Origin of the sequence: Methylobacterium sp. E-041, from assembly GCF_022829665.1 — a bacterium.
Taxonomy (GTDB): Bacteria; Pseudomonadota; Alphaproteobacteria; order Rhizobiales; family Beijerinckiaceae; genus Methylobacterium.
Genome location: NZ_JAKSYQ010000069.1, coordinates 104373 through 124061, shown reverse-complemented (window position 1 = coordinate 124061; position 19689 = coordinate 104373). Strand labels below are relative to the sequence as shown.

16 protein-coding genes are annotated in these 19689 nt (G+C 70.7%); 4 read left to right on the top strand and 12 right to left on the bottom strand.

The genetic code is table 11. The features are described 5' to 3' along the window. Positions 1–95: 95 nt before the first annotated feature. Genes MKK70_RS06700 through MKK70_RS06655 form a run of 10 tightly spaced genes read right to left on the bottom strand, consistent with a single transcriptional unit; the run spans position 96 to position 11478 of the window. Complete coding sequence (locus MKK70_RS06700; RefSeq protein ID WP_147842551.1) at positions 96–407, bottom strand: oxidase; 312 nt, start codon at positions 405–407, stop codon at positions 96–98. A gap of 4 nt (positions 408–411) precedes the next feature. After that, the gene (locus MKK70_RS06695; protein ID WP_147842550.1) at positions 412–1071 is read right to left on the bottom strand and encodes a cytochrome c oxidase subunit 3; all 660 of its coding nucleotides are present in this window, start codon (positions 1069–1071) and stop codon (positions 412–414) included. A 10-nt stretch (positions 1072–1081) separates the two neighbouring features. Next, positions 1082–2761 (bottom strand): cbb3-type cytochrome c oxidase subunit I, encoded by a 1680-nt coding sequence (locus MKK70_RS06690; RefSeq protein ID WP_147842549.1) that lies wholly within the window; start codon positions 2759–2761, stop codon positions 1082–1084. Beyond that, the gene (gene coxB / locus MKK70_RS06685; RefSeq protein WP_243946480.1) at positions 2758–3735 is read right to left on the bottom strand and encodes a cytochrome c oxidase subunit II; all 978 of its coding nucleotides are present in this window, start codon (positions 3733–3735) and stop codon (positions 2758–2760) included. The genes MKK70_RS06690 and coxB overlap by 4 nt, the downstream gene beginning before the upstream one ends. A 4-nt stretch (positions 3736–3739) precedes the next feature. Beyond that, on the bottom strand, positions 3740–4216 hold the full coding sequence (locus MKK70_RS06680) for a hypothetical protein (RefSeq protein ID WP_147726021.1): 477 nt from the start codon (positions 4214–4216) through the stop codon (positions 3740–3742). Then, complete coding sequence (locus MKK70_RS06675; RefSeq protein WP_243946477.1) at positions 4213–5295, bottom strand: hypothetical protein; 1083 nt, start codon at positions 5293–5295, stop codon at positions 4213–4215. The genes MKK70_RS06680 and MKK70_RS06675 overlap by 4 nt, the downstream gene beginning before the upstream one ends. Next, positions 5292–5819 (bottom strand): c-type cytochrome, encoded by a 528-nt coding sequence (locus MKK70_RS06670; RefSeq protein WP_243946476.1) that lies wholly within the window; start codon positions 5817–5819, stop codon positions 5292–5294. Before MKK70_RS06670 ends, MKK70_RS06675 begins: the two co-directional genes overlap by 4 nt. Then, positions 5816–7852, bottom strand: a complete 2037-nt coding sequence (locus MKK70_RS06665) for a quinol:electron acceptor oxidoreductase subunit ActD (RefSeq protein ID WP_243946473.1) — start codon at positions 7850–7852, stop codon at positions 5816–5818. The genes MKK70_RS06670 and MKK70_RS06665 overlap by 4 nt, the downstream gene beginning before the upstream one ends. 4 nt (positions 7853–7856) lie before the next feature. Beyond that, positions 7857–10802 carry a TAT-variant-translocated molybdopterin oxidoreductase gene (locus tag MKK70_RS06660; protein ID WP_243946472.1) on the bottom strand — a complete coding sequence of 982 codons (2946 nt, stop codon included), beginning with the start codon at positions 10800–10802 and terminating at the stop codon, positions 7857–7859. A 16-nt stretch (positions 10803–10818) separates the two neighbouring features. Next, a complete protein-coding gene (locus MKK70_RS06655; RefSeq protein WP_243946471.1) occupies positions 10819–11478 on the bottom strand; it encodes a cytochrome c3 family protein in 660 nt (219 codons plus the stop codon). A 352-nt stretch (positions 11479–11830) separates the two neighbouring features. Here MKK70_RS06655 and MKK70_RS06650 point away from each other — a divergent pair, with 352 nt between their 5' ends. The 3 genes from MKK70_RS06650 (at position 11831) to MKK70_RS06640 (ending at position 16803) form a co-directional block, all read left to right on the top strand. Beyond that, a complete protein-coding gene (locus tag MKK70_RS06650) occupies positions 11831–14404 on the top strand; it encodes an ABC transporter ATP-binding protein (protein WP_243946470.1) in 2574 nt (857 codons plus the stop codon). A 106-nt stretch (positions 14405–14510) separates the two neighbouring features. Beyond that, complete coding sequence (locus MKK70_RS06645) at positions 14511–15701, top strand: murein L,D-transpeptidase family protein (RefSeq protein ID WP_243946469.1); 1191 nt, start codon at positions 14511–14513, stop codon at positions 15699–15701. Between the two features lie 205 nt (positions 15702–15906). Beyond that, positions 15907–16803: an MBL fold metallo-hydrolase gene (locus MKK70_RS06640; RefSeq protein ID WP_243946468.1), complete on the top strand. Its 897-nt coding sequence runs from the start codon at positions 15907–15909 to the stop codon at positions 16801–16803. 12 nt (positions 16804–16815) lie between these two features. Here the strand turns inward: MKK70_RS06640 and MKK70_RS06635 are convergent, their stop codons facing one another. Both MKK70_RS06635 and MKK70_RS06630 read right to left on the bottom strand, forming a co-directional pair. After that, a complete protein-coding gene (locus tag MKK70_RS06635) occupies positions 16816–17004 on the bottom strand; it encodes a hypothetical protein (protein ID WP_147728892.1) in 189 nt (62 codons plus the stop codon). A 125-nt stretch (positions 17005–17129) separates the two neighbouring features. After that, on the bottom strand, positions 17130–17783 hold the full coding sequence (locus MKK70_RS06630; RefSeq protein WP_243933109.1) for a DJ-1/PfpI family protein: 654 nt from the start codon (positions 17781–17783) through the stop codon (positions 17130–17132). Positions 17784–18108: 325 nt separating this feature from the next. Between MKK70_RS06630 and MKK70_RS06625 the strand changes: the two genes are divergently transcribed. Next, on the top strand, positions 18109–19653 hold the full coding sequence (locus tag MKK70_RS06625; protein WP_243946466.1) for a carboxypeptidase M32: 1545 nt from the start codon (positions 18109–18111) through the stop codon (positions 19651–19653). Positions 19654–19689 lie beyond the last annotated feature (36 nt).

The window sequence follows — 19689 nt, the reverse complement described above, 5'->3', positions numbered from 1 at the left end:
CGGGCGGGGCCTCGGCGCGGATCGTCCGCCGCCCGGATGTCCACTTCGGTTTAGGTGCGTTTCGGACGGCGAACAACCGTGAACCGCACCGCGCGTCAGCGGCCGAGGTAATCCGTCAGCGTCATGCCGACCATGATCGCGACCCAGAAGAAGCCGAGGCCCGAGAACAGCTTCACCAGCGGCGGCTCGTGGAGCACCTCCATCGACACGAGGAGGACGACGAGCGCCATCGCCGCGACGACGACGAGCTCGAGCGCCCAGACCTGCTCGAACGGCAGCGTCGCGCCGAGGGTGACGTTGACCGCGAGCAGGCCCATCAGCGCCAGGAAGGTCAGAACCGGCTTGCGCAGCCGATCCTTCAGGAGCGCGCGGTCGGCGTCGGAGAGGGTCGCGAGCGGGCTGCGCATCGGGCTACCGGTTGACGACGTAGAGGATCGGGAAGGCCATGATCCAGATCAAGTCGATGAAGTGCCAGTACAGGCCGTAGATCTCGATCCAGTTCTGGTGCCGCGACAGGAACCCCGCCTTGGACGCGATCCAGGTCATGCCGAGCAGCAGCGAGATGCCGGTCAGCAGGTGCAGCCCGTGCAACAGCGTCGCGACGTAGTAGAGGTTCACGAACAGGCGCGAGGCCGGGCTCGCCGACAGCTCGTAGGGGCGCGAGCCGAGGAACGGCATCATGTGCTCCTCGTAGTCGGCGTAGTACTCGTAGCCCTTCAGCACGAGGAACAGGCTGCCGAGAGCGGCGGTCGCCAGCATCGCCCGCACCATCGCCCGCTGCCAGCCGATGCGCGAGAACTCGATCGCCATCGACATGGTGAGGCTGGAGACGATCAGCACCACCGTGTTGACGGCGCCGATCCAGAACTTCAGGTGGCGCGCCGCCTCCTGCGTCGCCTCCGGGTGCTGGATCCGCACGATCAGCGCCACCAGGAACAGAGCCGCGAAGAGCAGGAGCTCGGTGATCAGCCACGCCCAGATCCCGAGCGTGGCGGCATAGCGCTGCTGCGCCACGGTCTCGAAATGGTGGGCGCGCTTGATGCCGACGCCGTCGGCGAGACCCGTGCTCATCGCTCTTGGCTCATCGATGCTGCGCCTTGGTTTCCTGCTCCTGGATCGGGTAGTCGTACGGCACCCGCGGCACCTCGGGCGGCGACGCGAAGTTGAGCGTCGGCGGCGGCGAGGTCGTCTCCCACTCGAGCCCCTTGGCGTCCCAGGGATTCGCGGGCGCCTTCCTGCCGAACCACAGGGAATAGACGAGGTAGAGCATCGGGAAGATGTAGCCCGCCGCCAGGATCGTCGCGCCGGCCGAGGAAAGGACGTTCAGAAGCTGGAATTCCGGCGGGTAGGTCGCGTAGCGTCGCGGCATGCCGAGGTAGCCGAGGATGAACTGCGGAAAGAACGTCACGTTGAAGCCGAGGAAGATCAGCAGCGCCGAGATTCGCCCCCAGGCCTCGTTGTACATCCGGCCAGTGAACTTCGGCCACCAGAAGTGCAGCCCGCCGAGGAAGGCCAGCACCGTGCCGCCGACCATGATGTAGTGGAAGTGCGCGACTACGAAGTAGGTCGCGTGGATGTGCTGGTTGATCGCCAGCGTCGCCAGGTACAGGCCGGTGAGGCCGCCGAGCACGAACAGGCCGATGTAGCCCATCGCGTAGAGCATCGGCGTGTCGAGGCGGAGCTTCCCCTTATGGATCGTCGCGGTCCAGTTGTAGACCTTCACCGCCGAGGGCACGGCGACCGCGAAGGAGAGCGCCGAGAAGGCGAGCGAGGCGAGATCGCTCTGCCCGTTGATGAACATATGGTGGCCCCAGACGAAGAACGTCACCGAGGCGAGCCCGATCGCGGCGTAGGCGACGAAGCGGTAGCCGAAGAGCTTCTTCTGGGCGAAGGCCGGGATGATCTCGGAGATCACCCCCATGCCCGGCAGGACCATGATGTACACCGCCGGGTGCGAGTAGAACCAAAACAGGTGCTGGAACAGCACCGGGTCGCCGCCATAGGCCGGATCGAACACGCCGATGTGGAAGGCGCGCTCCATGATCAGCAGGATCAGCGCCGTGGTGATCACGGGCGTCGCCAGCAGGAAGATCAGGCTGGTGGCGTAGTGCGTCCAGACGAAGATCGGCAGCTTGAACCACGTCATGCCGGGCGCGCGCATGGTGTGGATCGTGACGACGAAGTTCAGGCCCGTCAGGATCGACGAGAACCCGACGATCGTCACGCCGATCAGCGCCGGCAGGACCCAGCCGTTCGAGAACGCGGTGGAGAGCGGCGCGTAGAAGGTCCAGCCCGTGTCGATGCCGCCGAGCACCACCGACACCATCGTGAAGAGCGCGCCCGTCATGAAGACGTACCAACTCGTGAGGTTCAGCTTGGGGAAGGCGAGGTCCTTCGCCCCGATCATCAGCGGGATCAGGAAGTTGCCGAAGGTCGCCGGGATCGACGGGATCAGGAAGAACCACACCATCACCACGCCGTGGATGGTGAAGGCCTTGTTGTAGGTGTCGTTGGCCATCACCGCGCCGTTCGGCACGACGAGGGCCAGCCGCACCACGCCCGCGGCGACGGCGCCGATGATGAAGAACGCGGTGATCGAGGCGAGGTAGAGGATCGCGATGCGCTTGTGGTCGGTGGTGAGGAACCACGAGCGCAGGGTCGATTGGGCGTGGAGATAGTCGGCCGGACGATCGAGCGTCGCCTCCGGCGCGTGCGGCTCGCGGTTCGCGATCCCGCTGTCGATCGTGCCCGATGCGCTCATCGCGTGGCCTCTCCGGACGCTGCGTCGCCCACGGTGCGGGTGTTCGATTTCAGGAAGTCGATCAGGCGGCCGAGGTCGTCCTCCGGGATCACGCCGGCGAAGCTCGGCATGATCTGCTTGTAGCCCTCGGCGAGCCGGTTGCCGTTGGGGTTGCGGATCTTATCGCGAAGGTAGTCCTCGTCGGCCGTGATCGTGCGCCCGTCCGCCAGTCGCACCGCCCGTCCGTAGAGGCCGGCGAGCTTCGGCGCCTGCACGTTCGAACCGTCGTCGTGGCAGGTTCCGCAGCCGTAGGCATTGTAGATCGCCTTGCCGGCCGCGACCTTCGATTGCTGCGCCCCGGAATGGGTGAGCCAGTCCTGGTAGTCCCCCTGGCTGAGGATCGTCAGGCTGCCCTCCATCGCCGAGTGGTCGGTGCCGCAATATTCCGAGCAGTACAGGTGGAAGGTGCCGGGCTTGTCGGCCTTGAACCACAGCTCGGTGTAGCGGTCGGGCAAGGCCGTCATCTGCACCCGGAGCGCCGGCAGGTAGAGCGCATGGATCACGTCCTGGCTGATGATCCGCAGCTTGATCGGCTGGCCCATCGGCACATGCAGGTCGTTGATCTCGGATTGGCCGGTCGGGTGCTGGAACTTCCACATCCATTGCCGACCGATCGCCTCGATCACCATCGCGTCGGGCGGCGGGTTCTTCGAGATCACGAAGAGCCGCGCGCCCCAGACGAAGAAGATCAGCGTCAGCAGGAACGGGATCAGCATCCAGCTGATCTCGATCAGGTTCGAGCGGATGCCGCTGGTGTCGCGGTTGGCCTCCTGGCCGTCGCGGTACCGGATCGCGAACCAGGTGATCGCCAGGAACACCGGCACGGTGAGCACCAGCGTGAGCACCGTGAAGGCGAGGATCAGGTAGTCGGTCTCGACCGCGACGGCGGAGGCCGCCGCCGGCCAGAGCTCGAGGGCTGCGTGCTTCGGCGTCATCGGCTCACGGGTCCAGCGTTCGGCCGACCGTCAGCGCCATGGCACGGTCGATCGGGATGCGCGCGCGCTGCCGCGAGGCGTCGAGGAAGGCGTAGCCGTCGAGCTGCCGGCCTTCGGCCGCACGCTCGGCAGCGAGGTCGGCGTAGGGGTCGGCCTGAAGGTTCGGTGGCGGGGGAACGAGCCGCGCGGTCTGCTGCGCGGTCAGGCTCGGCAGGGCCTGGCGCTGATCGGTCGAGACCATCGTCTTCAGCCAGATCATCGCTCCGATCACGGCGAGCGCTGTCACCATCAGCCCGGCCATCACGCGGGCCGTGTTGCCGACATGGACGTCAGAGGTTTCGTAGCCCGGCCCGTCCGAGGATCCGGCCTCGCCGGATGCCTTCGCCGTCCCGGGCGAGGAAGGACGGCGGCGCAAGATTGCCAAGCCGGAGATGATCGACGAGACGAAGCCGAACCGGTGCTGCGTGCGCTCGGTGCTCATGCGACCGCGCTCCGCCGGCGCCGGGGCGAGAGAACGGGCATCAGGCGTTGCGCCACCGGCAGCAGGGCCACGGCCAGACAGCAGACGGCGATCGCGGCGAAGGCGTCGCTCCAGTCGATCACGAAGCGGTCGCGCAGAGCGGGCGTCACGAACCAGAACATCTCGACCGCGTGGAGCGCGAGCACCAGCGCCGCCAAGACCCGCGTCGTCGGGCGCCCCGGCCGAAGCGTCGCCAGCGCGCCGAGCAGGACGACGGCCCCGCCGAGGCTCGCGAACGCACGGCCGAGCCAGCCGCCGCGAGCGAAGTACCACAAGACTTCCTGAGGAAGGTTCGCCGACCAGACGATCAGGAACTGCACGAAGTGCAAGAAGGCCCAGAGGCTCAGCAGGACCACAAGCGGCACAAGCCGGTCCTGCCCGGGGACCGCGCGCCCGCGCCCGATCGGCGTCGGCTCCTCCGGTGCCAGGAGGATCGCCGCGGCCAGGGCCAAGCCGCTCCAGGCCGTCAGCACGAGCAGACCTTCGAGGCTGGAGCCGAGCCGATGGTCCAGGGATCCGACGAGGTCGGTGACGGCCAGGGTTCCGACGACGGCATGCAGCGCGACCCCGGAGATCGTGCGTCCGTCGCGGGTTTCGCCCGGGACCACGAACCGCGCGGCGAGCCAGACCCAGGCGGCGAGGTACGCGATCACCCGCAGGGCGAAGAGCGGCACCGTGAACCACAAAGCGGCCAGCGGCGTCGCGGGCGGCGCGTCGGTCCATCGATAGATCTGCCCGATGCCGAACAGGACGGGCACGCCCAGGATCGCTGCCACCGGCATCAGCCCGACGAGGCGACGCAAGGACTTGGAAAGCTCGCCCTCGCCGCGGTCGTGCTCGCGCAGGCCGAACCGCTCGAGCGCGATGGCGATCGGAAGCGCGCCGACCGGCAGGGCGAGCAGCGAGAGCCAAGCCGCCAGGTAGGACGTGGCCGCCCCGCGCCAGCCACCCGCCAGCACGGCGAGGATCGACGCTCCGACGCCGAGGAGCAGCGCCGCGACGGGACGGCGCCGTGCAGCCGAGGCGTAAGCGGCCATCATCGCGACACCTCCAGCTTGGCCCGGTCCTCGGGCGGCAGGCCCGCGACCTCGGTATCCTGGCTCCGTTGCAGGGCGCGGACATAGGCGATGATCGCCCAGCGATCCGCGGAGGGGATCATCTGGCCCATCCCGTACATCGCCCGGTGCCCCTCCGAGATCGCACGATACAGGTCGTCGGCCGACGCTGTGCGCTGGCGTTCGGTGGTGAGCTGACCGGCCGAGGGAAAGCCGCGCGCGACGATGATCTCGCGGCCGTCGCCCGAGGCGCCGTGGCACGGGGTGCAGTAGATGCCGTACCGCTCCCGCCCGCGAGCCAGCAGGGTCTCGGTGATGCTTGCTGGCTGCGCCGCCGGCTTGGCCGGATCGTTCCGCGGCACGGTGCCGGCGACGGGATGGCGCATCGTCATCGCCTGCGGGAAGAAGCCGTTCCTGTCCCAGGTCTTGGCACGCGGCTGCTCGCTCATGTCGGCTTCGCCGCAGGCCGCGAGCGGCAGGACGGCGAGCAGGGCCAGGAGACGCCTCATCGCGGCACCCGGCGGATGTCGAGCGGGCGGCCGGCTTCCGTGGGCAGGGACGCCAGCTTGCGCACGACGCGGTCGGCGTCGAAGCGCTCGCCCTGGGCTTCGGCCGAGAGGAAGTAGCGGTCGTCCGTCGCGCGCAGGAACCCCGGGATGTTGAACGCCGGGTGGTTCAAGCGCGGCAACCGGTTCAGGATCAGCAAGGCAAGGTGGACCGCGATCGTGCCGCTCATCATCGCGAAGGACAGGCTCGGCACCACGAAGGACGGCCACGAGAAGCGCGGACGCCCGCCGATCAGGAACACGTAGTCGTAGGCCGTCGCGTAGACGCACATCCCGAAGAAGGCGGCGCCGCCCGCGAGCGCGCCGAGGATCGCGTAGGCGCGGATCGAGCGCCCGGCGATCCCGAGGGTGCGGAGCACGCGCGGCATCGGCACGGGGCCGTGCGCGTCCAGGTGGACATGGGCGTCGTCTCGGCCGGACAGGGCGGCGGCGGCGGCCGCGAGGTCACCTTCCGAGGCGAAGGCGGCGCTGACGCCCCAGAGCGGCGCGTCCTCCGTCCCGTCCCGCTCGCTGGCAAGCGGCCGCGCCTCGGCCTCCTTCACCGCCCTCCGCTCGGCCGCGACCGCGGCCGGCACGACGGCGAGCGCCAGGCGACGGCTCTCGGTGATCGAGACCGCCGGCAGGTAGCGCAGGAACAGCAGCAGCAGCGTCAGGAACAGGCCGACGGAACCGGCGAAGGTGGCGACGCCCCAGATCGTCTCGCTGTAGGCCAGCCGCGAGGAGGGCAGGAAATCCTGGGCCAGCGTCACCACGAGGACCATGACGTGGTCGGCGTAGGCGCCGATCGCGATCATGACGCCGATCAGCGCGACCGCGAGCGGCGACCGGCGCAGGCGGGCCGACCAGAACGCCTGTGCCGGGATCAGCAGGCACGCGACGACGGTCCAGAAGGCCCAGGCATGGGCGCCCGTCATCCGCCGGATCAGCACGTCGCGTTCCTGCTGGTCGCCGTGCAGGAACGTCGAGAAGAACTCGGTGGCGTAGCAGTACAGGCTGGCGCATCCGAGGCAGAGCATCAGCCGGGCGAGGATCTCGAGGTGCCGTGCCGAGATCAGCCCGTCGAGTCGGTAGACCGAGCGGATCAGCACCACGATCGCGGCGGTGACGCCGACGCCCGAGAACACGGCGTTGACGAGGAAGGTCACCGGCAGGATCGTGTCGTGCCAGCCCGGCATCACCGAGCCCGCGAGCATCACCGAGGCGCCGGTCTGGAGCGAGACCACAAGCAGCACGCCGAGCAGCGCGATGGTGCGGTAGGCCTGCGACCAGAGCTGCCAATGCGCCGCCGATCCGCGCCAGCCCGATGCGACGATCCCGTAGGCCTGCGCCTTCAGGAGCGACCGCTTCCGAGGGCGGCCGTGGGCCTTCTCCTGCGCCAGCGCATCCTCGACGGCGCGGTCGCGCAACGACGCGAGGTCTGGCAGCAACCCGATGTACCAGAGGCTGACGCAGACCACGAGGTAGGACACGATGTCGATCGCGTCCCACAGGAGCGGCGAGCGGAACTGCGGCCACAGGTCGTAGGTGTTCGGATAGGGCAGGTTCCAGAAGAAGAACCAAGGCCGGCCGAGATGGATGATCGGGTAGAGGCCGGCGGCGCAGGTGCAGAGCAAGGCGACCGTCTCGGCGACCCGGTTGACGGCGCCGCGCCATTCCGCCCCGAGCAGGAGCAGCACCGCGGAGACGAGGAGGCTGCCGCTGGCGACGCCGATCCACCAATCGTAGCTCGCGATGTCGAGCGCCCAGACGACGGCGTTGTTGTTCCCCCAGATGCCGACGCCCGTCAGGAGCAGGTAGCACAGCACCCCGCCGAACAGGCCGAGCAGGGCGAGCGCGCCGGCGAAGGCGATCCACCAGCGGCGGTTCAACGGATGCGTCAGCGGGACCGAAGCGACGGCGCGGCCGATGCCGTGCAGCGTCGCGTCGGGGCCGATCAGGCCGGTGCCGGATGGTGGCTGGAGTGTGGCTCCCGACATGGCGTCAGCCCTCCTTCGCCGGCGGCGCGAGGCTCGCGAGGTAGGTCGTCCGCGGGCGCGTGTTCAGCTCGCCGAGCAGGGCGTAGTTGCGGCCGTCCGCCCGCGCCGCGGCGATCCGGCTGCCGGGGTCCGAGAGGTTTCCGAAGGTGATGGCGCGGGTGGGGCAGGCGCCCTGGCAGGCGGTCTCGACGGCACCGTCCTGGATCGGCGCGTGCGCGTCCTTGGCCGAGTCGATGCGGGCCGCGGCGATGCGCTGGACGCAGTAGGTGCACTTCTCCATCACGCCGCGGGCGCGCACCGTCACGTCGGGATTGCGCTGCTGCTGCGCCACCACCGGCATGTCGCCGGTATAATCGAGATAGTTGAAGCGCCGGACCTTGTACGGGCAATAGCTCTGGCACGTCCGCGTGCCGACGCAGCGATTGTAGACCTGCAGGTTCAGGCCCTCGCTGTCGTGTAGCGTCGCCTCCACCGGGCAGCCGACCTCGCAGGGTGCGTTCTCGCAATGCATGCACGGCACGGGCTGGAAATGCGTCTCGGGCGCATCGAGCGCGCCGGAGAAGTAGCGGTCCACTCGCAGCCAGCCCATCCATCGGCCGCGCTCGACCTCCTCGCGCCCGACGACCGGGATGTTGTTCTCGGATTGGCAGGCGGTGATGCAGGCGTTGCAGCCGATGCAGGAATCGAGGTCGATCGCCATGGCCCAGGCGGCCTCCGCGCCGCGTTCTGCGGCTGCGGGCTTCGGGTAGAACGAGGCCAGCTCGTAGGCCTTGGCATCGCCGACCGGCTTCGCGCCCTGGTGCTGGACGCGGACGAGATCCATCCCCTCCATCGTGCCGAGATCCTGGGTGGTCGCGGGCATCCGGCGCTGGCCGGTCGCGGCGAGCGTCGCGCCCTCCAGCAGCCATGGGTCCATCGCCGGCCGCAGCACGTTGGCGGCGTATCCCAGGCCCTTCGCGAGGTGGTCGGGCACGTTGCGCCCGTAGCCGAGCCCGAGGCTGACCGTGTTCTCGGCCTGCCCCGGCGTGATCCAGACCGGACCTTCGATCGCGCGCCCGTCCGCGGCGATGCGCACGATGTCGCCGTTGGCAAGCCCGCGTCGCTCGGCAAGCTTCGGGCTGACACCGACGACGTTCTCCCAAACGATCTTCGTCAGGGGCTTGGGCAGTTCCTGCAGCCAGCCGAGATCGGCCAGCGTCCCGTCCCAGATGGTGGGGTCGGGGCGGAACACCACCTCGATGGTCTCCTGCGGCGCTTCCGGAGGCTTCGCCGGCGCCGAGGCGGCCTCGGTCAGCACCGTCGTCTCGGGCTTGGCCGCGCTGTCGGGCAGGAAGCCGCTGCGCAGGGCCTCCTCGAAGCGGGCCTGGAACGTGGCGTCGGTCTCGGATTCGCCGCGCATCCGCTGCTTCAGCAGATCGAGGCCGTTGCCGATCGTGCCGCGGTCGAGGAAGCCCAACAGCTCGTTGGCGGCGCGGCCGTTGTAGAGCGGCGCGACGGTCGGCTGGATCAGGCCGACGGTGCCATCGAGGGAGCGGGCATCGCCCCAGGATTCGAGCGGATGCGCCAGCGGCAGGTGCCAATCGGAATGGGCCGCGGTCTCGTCGTAGTAGAGGCCGGCATGGATCTTCAGCGGCACGCGCTCCATGGCCTGCGCGAAGTCGAGGGCGCCCGGCGCCTCGTAGACCGGGTTCACGCCGAGCACGATCAAGGTCTCGACCGAGCCCTCCGCCATGGCGGTGCTGAGGTCGCGGAGCGTCCCGGCGCCGATCGCCTGGGCCGGTGCGGTGTGCCGCACCGTCGTGCCGGCGTTGCCCAAGGCGCCGTTGAGCCGGTGGACCAGGGCATGCAACGCCGGCGAGCCGCTGAGCCCGGTGGTGACGAGGCCGGCGCCGCGGGCCGCGTTCAGCGCAGCGGACGCACGCTCGAGCCAAGCCGCCGACGCGTTGTCGGCGGAGGATGCCGTTCCGCCCTCGGCGAGGCTCAGCAGGTCCCGCGCCAGGGCTTCCATCCGCGTGGCGGCGACCGCGATCCCGTAGTCCGCCTTTGCGCTGGTCAGCGTCGGCGTCGCCGCGGCGGCGTGGAGGGTGAGGAGGTTGCCGGCCGCGTAGGATGCCTTTCGCGCGTCGCTCCAGCGCCGCGCCAGCCCGACCTGCCCGGGGCCGAGGTCGAGCATGTCCCCGTCGAGGGACACGATGGTTCGCGCCTTGGCGAACTTGGGAAGCGTCTCGACCGGCCGGCCGAAGGCGCGCCGGGCTCCTTCGTAGAGGCCGTCGCGCGCGACGCCTGCGCTGACGTACCAGCGCATCGCCGGATAGGTCTTCCGCATCCGCGCGATCTCGGCCTCGAGCGACGGCGAGGTCACCGGTCCGGTGAGCAGGGCGAGGCCTTCGCCGCCCTTCGCCTGCCAGGCCGGCATCTGCGCCAGCATCGCGCCCTGGAAGGCGGCCCACGAACTCGGCCGCCCGATATGCTGCACCGCCTGCGAGCGGAACGGATCGTAGAGGCCGAGCACCGAGGCCTGCGCCAGCACGTCGGTGCCGCCCAGGCTCCAGGGATGGTCGGGGTTGCCCTCGATCTTCAGCGGGCGGCCGTTCCGGGTGGTGACCAGGATGCCGTTGGCGAACCCGTCGAGCAGCGCCGACGAGGCGTAGCTGAGCGGCGCGCCGGGCAGGACCCGTTCGGGCGCGTTGACGTAGGGCAGCTCGTAGTGCCGCCCGTCGCTCGAGTCGCAGGCGGACAATCCGGCAAGCGCGAACGAGGCGGCCATCAGTTTCAGAAAGCCGCGCCGCTCCGGCGAGGCCGCGAGCCGCGCCGCGGCGGGAAACTCGGCCTCCAGGTAGCTTCGGAACTCGGGCGTGTCGGCGACCGCGTCGAGGCTGCGCCAAAAGGCCGGCCCGTCGCCGGACGCCAGGCGCGCGCGGATCGCGCCGATGTCGTGATGCCCGGTCATGTGCGGTCCGTCCCCATCAGCGATGACAGATCGCGCATTCGGTGAGGCGCTCGCCCCCCCGGATGCGGTTCTTGGCGACGAGCTCGGGCCCGAGGGTCGCCTGGTTCTCAGGCGGCTTCCACGTCATGTTCCAGACCTGCTCCTGCGGGCGGACGTACTTCGCCGGATCGCGGTGGCAGTCGAGGCAGAACTGCATCTCGAAGGCGTTGGCGCGGTAGGTCATCTGCATGCTGGTCACGTCGCCGTGGCAGGTCGAGCAACCGATCCCCTTCGTCACATGGACCGAGTGGTTGTAGTAGACGTAGCTCGGCAGCTTGTTCAGGCGCACCCATTGAAGCGGCTCGTCGCGCGCGAAGCTGTCGCGCACCGGCTTCAGCATGTCGGACCCGGTCCAGATCTGCGAATGGCAGGTCATGCAGGTGTGGGTCGGCGGAATGCCGGCGGTCGCCTGGGTCTCCACCGTCGTGTGGCAGTAGCGGCAGTCGACCCCGAGCTCGCCGGAATGATGCTTGTGGCTGAACGGCACCGGCTGGGCCGGGGCGACCCCGACGCCGGTGACGTAATCCGAGCGCACGATCCCCGCCGCGACGATCGGAATGCCGGCAAGGCACGCCACGCCGGTGAGCAGGGCGAGCCGGTAGATCGCGTCGGCGCCCGGCGAGAACAGCTGCGCCATCAGGCGATGGCCCGCGGGCGCCGAGACCGCCGCATGTCGTCGGTGGAGAGCGTCACCAAGATGTTCGACCCTGCCTCGCCATGCCCGCAGCCCGGTCCCGCAAGGTTGACCCGGTCTGCACCGTCAAAGCAATGCGACGGAGGTTCGCTCTTGCCCGGCCGATGCCACGCGCTATGGAAGAATTCCAAGCTGAGCGACAGGGGCGATTGGCCGCGTTTTCCGCCGGCGAGCGCGGCGTGCGGTGGCGCGCTTTTCGCGGGACCGAAGAGCGCCTATGCGCTGGGAGGCGGCGTGCGATCCGGCGGCCGCCCGGGACCGGCCGATGCGAAAGCCTTCGATCACGTGAGCGGCCATGGAGCCTGATCCGATCGTTCTCGCCTGGCGCGCGGCGCGCGGGCGCCACCTCGCCGCGGTCGCGCTGGCGCTCGGCCTCGGCGGCCCGCTCTGCATCCTCGCCCTGCTCTGCCTGCGCGACCTCGTCCACACCCTGGGCCACGACGAGGCGACGGCACTGGTCTTCCTGCGCGTCGCCATCGCCCGCACGGCCGACGATTTCGTCCTGGTACCGGGCTGGAGCCTGGCGCCGCTCGACCTCGAACGCGCGGCCTTCTTCGGTCTCTCCGCCTGCGCATTGGCGCTCGCCGGCCTCGGCTGGTTCGTCGCCGCCCTGAGCTTCTCGGCCCAGAGCCGTGCGGTCCTGCGCATGCGCGAGGCCGCGACCGCGGCGATCCTCGATGCGCCGCCGGGTGCCCGCGAGGAGGCGCGCGGCCTCGCCGGCCTCCTCGGGCAGGCGCTCGGCCGGGTCGACGGCCTGCTCGCCATCGGCATCCTCGTGCCGGCGATGGCGCTCGGCGCGATCCTCGTCGCCCTGGGCTTCGCCGCCCTGGCCGCCCCGCGGCTGGTGCCCGCCGCGGCGGTCGGCCTGTTCGCGGCCGCGATGGCGCGCGAGCTGATCCTTCGCCGCTCGGCGTCGCGGAGCGCTCTGCGCCTGCGCTCGAGCGCGCTCGCGGAGCGGACGCTCGGGGATCTGGTCCGACGCATGCCGGCGGTGCGGATCCACGGCTCGGCGACCCTGGAGCGCGCGCGCATCGCCGAGAAGGCCGCGGCGACCCGCGCGGCGCTGGCGCGCGCCGAGGCGAAGCTCGCCTATGCCCGTGCGCCCTCGCTGGCGCTGGCCATCATCCTACCGGCGATGGCCGCCGGTGCCGCCCTATGGCGCGGCGGCGGCAACGGTGCGCCGCCCGCCCGCGACGTCGACCCCGCCGCCCTGGTCGCGGCGGCCGGCGCCTTCGCGATCGCGGCGATCCTGATCGCCCTGACGCTCAACCTCTGGCGTCTGCGCGAGGGGTTGAAGCCGCTTTTCCGCGAGACCGCCCGCACGATCGCGGCCCTGGAGGGGCGACGCGGGCGCAAGGGCGGGCTCGCCGTCCCCCGCGCCGGCGATCTCGCGGCGCGGGGCGTCGGCGCCTACGACGCGGCGACCGGCGAACGGCTCTCGGGAGTCGACCTCACGCTGGCGATGCCCTCGCACGTCGCGATCACAGGCATCCGCGGCAGCGGCGCCCGGGTGCTCGCGGCGATCCTCGCGGGCCAGGTCGCGCCGACGGCGGGCAACGTCACCTATGCCGGGCACGATCTCGGCGCGTTCGACGCCGCGGATCGCGCCCGCCGGATCGCGTTCGCCGCCGGCGAGGCGATCCTGGTCGAGGGGACGCTCCGCGCCAACATCCTCTACGGCGCCGATCCCGCGGCCGCGCCCGATCAGCCCGCCTTCGTCGAGATCCTGCGGATCACCGGGCTCGATGCCTTCGCCTATTCCCGCGGCCTCCTCGCCCGGGTCGATCCGGTCGCCGCCCCCGACTTCGCCCGCGCCCTGGTGGCCGCCCGCGCCACGATGCGGACGATGCTGATGGCGGAAGGGGCGGAGCGCCTGGTCGAGCCGTTCGATCCCGCCCGCTACAACCATCAGGCCACGGTCGGCGAGAACATCCTGTTCGGCGAGCCCGTGGGCCAGACCTTCGCGCCCAAGCGCCTCGCTCGCCATCCCTACATGCGCGCCGTGCTGGAGGCGGAAGACCTCGTCCGCCCGCTCACCGAGATCGGCCTCGCGGTCGCGCGCAGCACCGTCGAGATCTTCGCCGATCTGCCCAACGACCATCCGCTGTTCGACGCGTTCTCCCTCTTTCCGGCCGACGAGCGCGGCTACTTCGAGGATCTGGTGGTGCGCCAGCCGAATGCGGTCGCGCTGCGTCGCGGCCCGGCGGGCCAGCGCGACCGCGAGCGGCTCATCGGGTTGGCGCTGCGCTACAGCGAAACCCGCCACCGCTTCGGGCTGATCGACGCCGCGTTCGAGGAGCGGCTCGTCGCCGCCCGCCACTCCTTCGCGCGGATGCTGCCGGCTCACCTCGCCGCCGCGGTCGAGTTCCACGATCCCACGCGGATCAATCCGGCGGCCAGCGTCGAGGAGAACCTGCTGTTCGGCCGCGTCAGCCTCGGAGAGGCCGGGGCGGAGCCGCGGGTGCGGGCGATCGTCCGGCGTGTGCTGACCGAGGAGGGCCTGGAAGCCTCGGTCTATCGGCTCGGCCTCGACAGCCGGGTCGAGCCCGGAAGCGCGGGCACCGGCTCGGTGCTCGGCGAGGGCGCGATCCCGGTCGAGACCCGGATCGCGATCGACCTCGCCCGCTGCCTGATCCGCCAGCCCGACATCGTGGTCGTCGCGATCCTGCTCGACGAGCGCAAGCCCGCCGAGATCGCGGCGCGGATCACCCGCCTGCGCGCGGCCCGGGCCGGCCGCGGCCTCATCGTCTGCGTCCCCGACGCCGCCGACCTCGACGTCCTCGACCCGTTCGATGCGGTGATCGCCGTGGAGAACAGCACCGTGGTTCCGGTGCCGACGAAGCCCGCCCGCGCGCTCGAGCCGGGATGAAGCCATACGGACGCCGTATTGGCCGCACAGGTTCGGGCCGCGTGCCCGTCCCGTGCGCGGCCGCGTCGGCCGCGGCGTCGCGCGACCCTCCCGCCCCGGCCCCGCGATGCCTCCCGCCCACCGTCTGAAAGGTCTGGTCCCGACCGGCTTCGCCGTCGTGCTCGCCCTGCTGTTCGCGGGCGACGCGTCGGCGCAGAACGCCAAGGCCGAGGCGCCGATCCCCGCCGCCACCCTCGCGCTGATGGCGGCCAAGGGCACGAGCCCGCAGGCGCCGGTGCTGTTCCGGGCCTATAAGAAGGATTCCGAGATCGAGGTGTGGAAGAAGGCCGCCGGCGGCCGCTTCGTTTATCTCAAGACCTTCCCGATCTGCCGGTGGTCCGGCCAGCTCGGTCCCAAGCGCAAGAACGGCGACCGGCAGACGCCGGAGGGCTTCTACATGGTGCCGCAGCGCCAGATGAACCCGAACTCGCACTACTACCTGTCCTTCGACGTCGGCTACCCGAACGCCTACGACCGGGCGCATGGCGGAACCGGCTCGGCGGTGATGGTGCACGGCGTGTGCTCGTCGATGGGCTGCTTCGCGATGATGGACCACACCGTCGGCGAGATCTATGCGATCGCCCGCGACGCGCTGAAGGGCGGCCAGGTGGCGTTCCAGTTCCAGGCCTATCCGTTCCGGATGACCGCGGAGAACATGGCGCGCTATCGCACCGATCCGAACATCGGGTTCTGGCGCGAGCTCAAGGCGGGCGCGGACCGGTTCGAGGCGACCGGCGACGAGCTGCAGGTCGGCGTCGAGGGCGGCCGCTACGTCTTCGCGCCGTCGAAGGACCCGGCCAAGGAAGCCGCCGTCGTCACCCGCCGGGCGGCGGAGGAGGCCCGCATCGCCGCCTTCGTCGACGATGGGGCGGCCGCGATCCGCACCAGCTATTCCGACGGCGGCCAACACGCTTTCTGGGCGGCACTCGCCGCCAAGGGCACGTCGCTCGGCGAGGTCAGCCGCCCCGAGGCGCTGGCCTATGCCGGGTTGGAGACGATCGTCATCCCCGCCCGTCGGCGCGCGCCACCGGTGCCCGAGGCGACCTGGGCCGCCTGGGCGGCGCCGGGCTCGCCCCTGTCCCCGACCCATATGGCCGGCTTCGTGCCGTCCTACGAGCGCGAGGCCGATCGCTTCGACGGCCTCGAGTCCCGCTACCGGGACCGGCTTCCGCGGCTCGTCCGGGCGGCCGGCGCCGGCGATCCGACGGTGCCCGTTCGGGCTCCGACCGGTCCGCTCGCCCTCGCCGAACGCCCGTGATCTCCGAAACGCGAGGCGTGGATGGGACTTATCCCATGTGCGGGCTCGCACATCGCAGCGTGCGACGGCCACCCATCTCAACCTCTGTCAGAGAGCGGCGATGAGAAAACCACCGTCCGCCCACCGCCTCGGTCGCATTGACGGCGAAGCGGAGAACGGTTCCAGATCGAAGGCGATCGGACCATCCGAACGAAAACGACCCGTGATGACGATGTCGAGAAGTCCAGTATCGGACGGCGGTCTCACGCTGCGCTTCTGGGGCGTGCGTGGTTCGACGCCGGTGAGCGGCCCGGAATACGCCGAGTTCGGCGGCAACACCCCGTGCATGGAGGTGCGCTGCGGCGAGCGCCTGTTCGTCGTCGATGCCGGCTCCGGCCTCTACGCGTGCGGCCAGCACAACCGGCAGGACCTGCCGAAGGACGTCGATCTTCTCTTCAGCCATCTCCATCTCGACCACACCGGCGGACTGCCGTTCTTCAAGCCGGCGGTGTTCGATCCCGAGCGGACCGTCCACACCTGGTGCGGGAACCTCGGCGGGCAGTCGGCCGAGGACACGCTCGGTCGGTTATACGCGCCGCCGCTCTTCCCGGTTACACTCGACGTCCTGCCCTGCACGCTCAAGCATCACGGCTTCCGCGCCGGCGAGACCCTGACCTTCTCCGACGGCGCGACCGTCGACACGATCCTGCTCAACCATCCCCAGGGCTCTGTCGGCTATCGGTTCGAGCATGACGGGAAACGGCTCTGCATCATCAGCGACATCGAGCACACCGATCCCTGGCCGGACGCAGCCCTGATGCGCTTCGTCGAGGATGCCGACCTGATCGTCTACGACGGCATGTTCACCGACTGCGAATACCCGACCTGCCGCGGCTGGGGCCACTCGACCTGGCAGAAGGGCGTCGAGCTGGCGCAGGCCGCCGGCGTGAAGGCGCTGGCGATCATCCACCTGCATCCATGCCACTCCGACGCGACCCTGCGCGCGGTCGAGGCGGACATGCAGGCGATCATGCCGACGGCCTACATCGCCCGCGAGCGCCAGCGCGTCGAGGTCGGCGCGACGCCGGCGCTGCGTCGCGAGCCGCTGATCCGCATCGCCTGACACCGTCACGGCTCACGCCACCGGGCGTCGGCGCCCGCGCATCAGGTAGGCGAAGAAGCCGAACAGCGCGACGCCGATGATCACGCCGCTCCAGCCGAAATTGGTGAGCACCTGCCCGTCGATCGGATGGCCGATCCGGCCGAGCGCCACGAGCAGGCCGAGCGCCGCGATGACGGCCGAGACGAGCATTCCGAGGATCATGGCAGGTCCGGCGTAGTGGTCCAGGATGGCGGCCGTCGCCTCGCGACGGCTTCACCTGCCAGAATGCTTACCCGTGGTTGCCGTTCCGGCGCGCCCGTTCACGGAGGCGTGCGCTGCGGGGCGGTTCACCGGTTGCGGCTCGCAGCCAGTGCGCCCGCAACGAGCGGCGCGAGGATCGCGTCCGCCGCGCGGGTGATCGCGGGGCCGGCCGCGGACGGGCTTCCGGCATCGAAGGGCGGGCGCGGCGCGTATTCCGCCACGAGCTGGCTGGTGCGGGCATAGGCCTCGCCGCGGAGCTTGGCCGCGAGCGCCAGGGCGAAATCGAGCCCGGCCGAGATGCCGGCCGCGGTGGCGCGGTTGCGATCGAACACCACGCGTTCGTCGACCGGCACCGCGCCGAGCAGCGGCAGCACGGTGTCGCGCACGCACCAGTGCGAGGTCGCGCGGTACCCCGAGAGCAATCCCGCTGCTCCAAGGATCAGCGACCCGGTGCAGACGCTGGCGACCCAGGCGGCCCGGTCGGCGCGATCGCGCAGGAAGGCGAGGGTCGCAGCGTCGCGCATCTGGTCGGGCGTGCCGTCCCCGCCGGGAACGAACAGCACGTCGAGGTCGCGCGGGCAGGTCTCGAAGTCGGCGGTGGCGAGGAGGGCGAGCCCGGTGTCGCTCGCCACGGGACCTGCCGCCCGCGCCACGAGATGCAGGTTTCCCGGCGCGAGGCCCGCGAGGATCTCCTGCGGCCCGACGACATCGAGCGCCGTCATGCCCGGAAACAGCAGCATGGCGATCCGCACCGGGCGACCGTCCGGGATCGCCGCAGGTTCGGGTGCGGTGCTTGCCGCCGATCCTCCGACGAGGCCGGTGCAGGCCAGGGCTGCGGCGACGAAGGCGCGGCGATCCACGAAACGGCTCCGGTGTCGGCGACGCCTGCGGCGCATCGCGACCATATGGGGTTTTCGGCTCGGAAGGCGCGGCCGGGCTCGCCGATATGCGCTCACGAGCGTCTTCGGCCCCGGTCGGGGTGTTCGCAGCGCCGACGGCCGCCTATGACGAGAGCACCCATCCCGGCCGTTCGCGGCCGGATCGTCACCGCGGGGCCTTCGCATCGTGAACGTCTATTCCAGCCTCGAACGCCGCTTCGCCCGCCTCGACGCGATCGGCGCCGCCGCCGGCATCCTCGGCTGGGACTCGCAGACCCTGATGCCGGACGGTGCCGCCGACGGCCGCGCCGACCAGCTCGCGGTCCTGCGCGGCATCGCCCACGAGATCCTGACGGCGCCCGAGACCGCCGACGCGCTGTCGGCTGCCGACGAGACCGCCCTCGACCCGTGGCGGGCTGCGAATCTCGCCGAGATGCGCCGCCTCCACGCCCATGCCGCGGCGGTGCCGGGCGACCTCGTCGAGGCGAGCTCGCGGGCGATCTCGAAGGCGGAGATGGTCTGGCGCGAGGCCCGCGCGCAGTCGGATTTCAGGATGCTGCTGCCGCACTTGGCCGAGGTGCTGCGACTCCAGCGCGAGATCGGGGCGATCAAGGGGGCGGCCCTCGGGCTCGGCACCTACGACGCGCTGCTCGACGAGTACGATCCGGGCATGCGGCGCGCGACCATCGATCCGCTCTTCGCCGATCTGCGCACCCGGCTTCCCGGGCTGGTGGCCGAGGCACGCGAGCGGCAGGCGCGCGAGCCCACGCCGCTGCCGCTCGACGGCCCGTTCCCGGTTGAGGCGCAGCGGCGGATCGGGCTGGCCTTGATGCGTGCGCTCGGCTTCGACTTCGCGCGCGGGCGCCTCGACATCAGTCTGCACCCGTTCTGCGGGGGCGCCACCGACGACGTGCGGATCACCACGCGCTACGACGCCGCCGATTTCGGGCGTGCGCTGATGGGGGTGCTGCACGAGACCGGCCACGCGCTCTATGAGCAGGGCCGTCCGGCCGCGTGGCGCAACCAGCCGGTCGGCAAGGCCCGCGGCATGAGCCTGCACGAGAGCCAATCGCTCATCGTCGAGATGCAGGCCTGCCGCAGCCGAGAATTCTTCGCGTTCCTGGCGCCCCTGGTCCGTACGGAATTCGGGCGCGACGGAGCCGCCTTCACGCCCGAGAACCTTCACCGCCTGCACACCCGGGTCGAGCCCGGCTTCATCCGGGTCGACGCCGACGAGGCGACCTACCCGGCGCACGTCCTGCTCCGCTACGACCTCGAATCGGCCCTCATCGCCGGCGACCTCGCAGTGGCCGACCTGCCGGGCGCGTTCAACGACGGCATGCGCAGCCTGCTCGGGCTCGAAGTTCCGAACGACCGCCTCGGCTGTCTGCAGGACATCCACTGGCCGAGCGGCGCCTGGGGCTACTTCCCGACCTACACGCTCGGCGCGATGGCCGCCGCCCAGCTCTTCACCGCGGCCAAGCGCGACGAGCCGGGGATCCTGCCGGGCCTCGCCGCGGGCGATTTCGCGCCGCTGCGCGGCTGGCTGCGCCGCCACGTCCACGAGCAAGGCAGCCGCCTGCCCACCGATGCGCTGCTCGAGCAGGCGACCGGCCGCCCGCTCGGAACCGAGGCCTACCTCGCCCACCTCGAAACGCGCTACGGACCGGCTAGAGCATTTTCATGCGAAGTGGATCCCGGCTCGCGTGAAGGAAACGCGATCTCACAATAAGATGGAGCATCTTCCCTGATCCAGGGATCACGGAAG